We start from the raw sequence: 3783 nt of genomic DNA, 5'->3' as shown, positions 1-3783 counted from the left end.
GTTCCCGGCCCAATATCTCCACCGCCGTCCCTCGCTTTGGCTCAGGACGTCCATAACGACGTCCTTATGGACGTCTCTTACGCGCTCACATCACAGCAAGGCAGGCGGCCTCAACCGGTCGGTTACGCCAGAGCGCCGGGGCTTTGTGCATTCTCGGCCAGTCGACGCTGTTCGATCCACTCCAGAATCCGGCCAAACTCACCGTGGAGCATGGCGTTGACCTCACCGCGCTTCGCGCCGGGCGTGAGGTCGATCCGCTCGATCAGCGCCCGCAACGCATCGGCGGATTCCTGGCGCTCCTCCGGCTGCGATAGTGCGTGCGTCAGGCGTTCCACCTTGCGCCGATATATCTCGGAGATGTTGGGATGGATGTCCGGCACATCCGCCGGTGCCGCAGCGAGCCGTGCGCGGATCGCATCCTCTTGCGCTTCCAGCTCCAAAAGCTCATCGACAAGCGCGCGTGTGCCCTTGCCTGCCTTTGCGAGTGTCACGAGGCCCTTGATCGCTTTGAGGACTTTCTGCAGGTCGGTTCGATCGGTGATTTCTGATGCGCGGCGCTGGTGGTTGATCCGGTTGCTCTCTTCGACATAGGTCCGAATGGCTTCCGCCGCTACCTCAGGGGTCATCATGCGATCGCGCAGACCATCAAGAACGCGTGCTTCCAGCTTGTCGCGCGTGATGCTATGCCCGTTCGCGCAGCTTTTCGTATCACCATGGTTCGAACAGGCAAACCGCCCCTGCCCGCGAAGGGAATAAGAACCGCCGCAGCAGCCGCAGTAGACCAGGCCGGAGAGAAGACTTTTTGGGCGATGCGTGCGATTAAGAGCTGTCTGAGCAGAGCGAGTTGCCGCAATGCCGTCGGCATATTGGATCGCGATATTCTCCTGCCTTGCCTTCACAGCCTGCCAGAGTTCTTCATCCACGATCCGCAGGTCAGGAACCTCGGTCACAATCCATTCGGATTTGGGATTGATGCGGGAGACGCGCTTGCCAGTTTGCGGGTTCTTCAAATAGCGCAGCCGGTTCCAGACGAGTTTGCCGATATAAAGCTCATTGTTGAGGAGGCCTGTACCGCGCTTGACGTGGCCGCGGATCGTGGTTGATGTCCACAGCTTGCCCGTTGGGGCTGAAATCCCGGAGTCATTCAGACGGCAGGCGATTGCGTGGGGGCTGAGCCCGTTGGCGAACTGTCGAAAAACCTGGCGAATGACTTCAGCTTCGGCGGCATTGATGCTCCGCTCGCCATGAACTGGTTCGCCTTCGCTGGAGAAGCGCCGCACGACATCATAGCCAAAGCAAAGCCCGCCCCCGGATTTGCCCTTCTCGACGCGGCCGCGCAGACCGCGATGGGTCTTCTTCGCAAGATCCTTCAGGAACAGCGCGTTCATCGTGCCCTTGAGGCCGACATGCAGTTCGGAAACTTCACCCTCGGCCAGGGTGACTATCTTCACGCCGGCAAACTGGAGATTCTTGTAGAGCGTGGCAACGTCGGCCTGGTCGCGCGACACGCGATCCAACGCCTCTGCCAGCAGAATGTCGAAGCGTCCCATCTGCGCATCGTGCAAAAGTGACTGGATGCCGGGACGGAGAATGACGCTCGCGCCGGAGATCGCTGCATCCTTATAATTGGCGACAATCCGCCAGCCTTCGCGCGCTGCCTGTTCACTGCATATCAAAAACTGGTCGTCGATGGATGCAGGGCTCTGCTTGTCGTCGGAATAGCGGGCATACAACGCTACGCGGGGCATTCGGAATCTCCAGAGATGATCTTTGGGATCAGTCTACAGATTTGACCATGCTTGCCAATCTGAGGAAGATATCAAAATTGGACCGCGCTATTATGCTATCACTGGGATTCCGCCCGGCACTGAACAGGGCATCTGCGATGCCGGAATCGATTAGCTAGCGGCGTGCTGCCGCCGTCGGTTCTATTCGGTTGATCGCCGTAATATATTCATTTCGCGTGTGCCGTTCGTCTTCTGCTAATCCGGCGGGAGTCGACCAACTATTGCCACTCCGGTTCGGCTGCGGGAACGACCGCCAATGCTGAAAGCGGCCAGTGCTTATGGCTTGCCGATCGCCGTTCCCATACGCTTCCACGCATTGGTGAAGCCATTGTCTTCCAATGTGTTCATTGGATTGCCACGGCCGATGAAAAATGCGGGCATTTGCGAGTGGCATGCGATGCCCATGCTGACGGCTTTGCGGTGGGGGGGCCATGCATGCCGTCCTGCAGCTTGGTGGTTACGAACACCTCGCTGCGATCGAGATCAAGGGAACGCAGGCCCTCGCCCACTTCACCCTGGTTGCGGTATACGGTTGCGGGCGATATCCAACCTTGGCGGCTTGGCCAATGGCGGTCGGATTTCGTGGGATCGCCCGAAACGATCGCCGATGAAATCGACCGGTGGTTCACCGGCAGCGCGGCTGACGGCTTCCTGTTGCGAGTAACCCGTCCGGGCGACTTCGCCCTTTTTCGCGAACGGGTGTTGCCGATCCTTCAGACCCGCGGCCTGTTCCGCACCGATTATACCCATGACACGCTGCGCGGGCATCTGGGCCTGCCAGTGCCGGACAACCGCCATGCGCAAAGTAAGCAGGAGCCACAGGCGATAGCGGCCGAATGAGCGAGCGGGGCTGCCTGGTACAGTGTCGCTGTGCTAGGAGGCGTTGACAAATTGACGGGTCCACAGGCGAATTGAGACGATGTGGATGAAGCCGAGGTAGCTGTCGGCGGTTTTGTCGTAACGGGTTGCCAGCCTTCGGGCATTCTTGAGCTTGTTGAAGCAGCGTTCGACCATGTTGCGCAGGGCATAGATTGCGGCATCGACGGGCAACTGGATCAGCCGGTTCCGCTTTGTCGGGATCATGGCGGTGCCGCCGCGCCTCTCCATATCTTCGCGGATGAAGTCAGCATCATAGCCCTTGTCGGCAAGGAGTACCTTGGGCGCTGGCCCATCGGCATCCATGACCGGCATATATCCCTTGAAGTCGGAGGCTTCGCCCCCGGTCAGCGCCACCGCTATGGGCAGGCCCAGCGCATTGATCCGGAGATGGATCTTGGTCGTAAAGCCACCTTTTGAGCGGCCAAGACCCTGACGCGGAGTCCCCCTTTAGCGCCGGCTGAACAGTGGTGCGCCCGGATTATTGTGCTGTCGATCATCTGTAGGCTGGGGTTGCCGCCGCCGCTGTCGTTGAAGGCTTCGAGAAGCAACTCCCATAAGCCGGACAGCGTCCAGCGCCGGAACTGACGGTAAACCGATGACCACTTGCCGAAATGCTCATGCAGGTCGCGCCAAGCCACGCCCGTTCGCGCAATCCAGAAAATCCCATCCAGGACGAGGCGGTGATCTCTCGGGCGCCGCCCGCTGCGCGCTCCGCGCTCAATCACGAACGGCTCAAGACAGGCCCATTCCTCATCGCTCATCAAACCACGGATCAAGGTAGCTTCCCCAAAAGCTACCTTGAATCAGAACCTACGCGATTTGGGAATCCTCTTTGTCAACACGTCCTAGTCGGCGAGGGGTGTTATTGTTGGCTTTGAATGCATCGGCACGCCATCACACGTCGATGCGGAGTTCGGCCAGTATGCGGCGGCCGGTCGAATATTGAAATGCACCGTTCGGAAATATATTCCAGCCATAATCGTTAAATACATTAGAGCGGTTTCCACACGAACTGAATCGGTAGGGGTTCCCTTCGCTGCGCTGATGTGATTCACGCTGTCTGCTGGTGACAGGAGGCCAGCATGGATGGCACGAACGCTTTCACAGGACCTGCGGG

At 59.1% G+C, this 3783-nt stretch carries 3 protein-coding genes; 1 reads left to right on the top strand and 2 read right to left on the bottom strand.

The window, feature by feature from the left end; translation table 11 throughout:
- Positions 1–122: 122 nt before the first annotated feature.
- Positions 123–1748 carry a recombinase family protein gene (locus tag EWH12_RS21580; RefSeq protein ID WP_129927785.1) on the bottom strand — a complete coding sequence of 542 codons (1626 nt, stop codon included), beginning with the start codon at positions 1746–1748 and terminating at the stop codon, positions 123–125.
- Between the two features lie 621 nt (positions 1749–2369).
- On the opposite strand from EWH12_RS21580, the gene EWH12_RS21575 reads away from it, so the two are divergent.
- Complete coding sequence (locus EWH12_RS21575) at positions 2370–2627, top strand: hypothetical protein (RefSeq protein WP_242496173.1); 258 nt, start codon at positions 2370–2372, stop codon at positions 2625–2627.
- 33 nt (positions 2628–2660) lie between these two features.
- Here the strand turns inward: EWH12_RS21575 and EWH12_RS21570 are convergent.
- A protein-coding gene (locus EWH12_RS21570) for an IS5 family transposase (RefSeq protein ID WP_207212473.1) occupies positions 2661–3427 on the bottom strand; the annotation gives its coding sequence in 2 pieces (ribosomal slippage) (positions 2661–3106 and positions 3106–3427; 768 coding nt in all).
- Between the last annotated feature and the right edge of the window lie 356 nt (positions 3428–3783).

This window comes from Sphingobium cupriresistens (assembly GCF_004152865.1).
GTDB lineage: Bacteria > Pseudomonadota > Alphaproteobacteria > Sphingomonadales > Sphingomonadaceae > Sphingobium > Sphingobium cupriresistens.
Note: the sequence above shows the minus strand (reverse complement) of the source record. Positions and strands in the feature narration are given on the sequence as shown.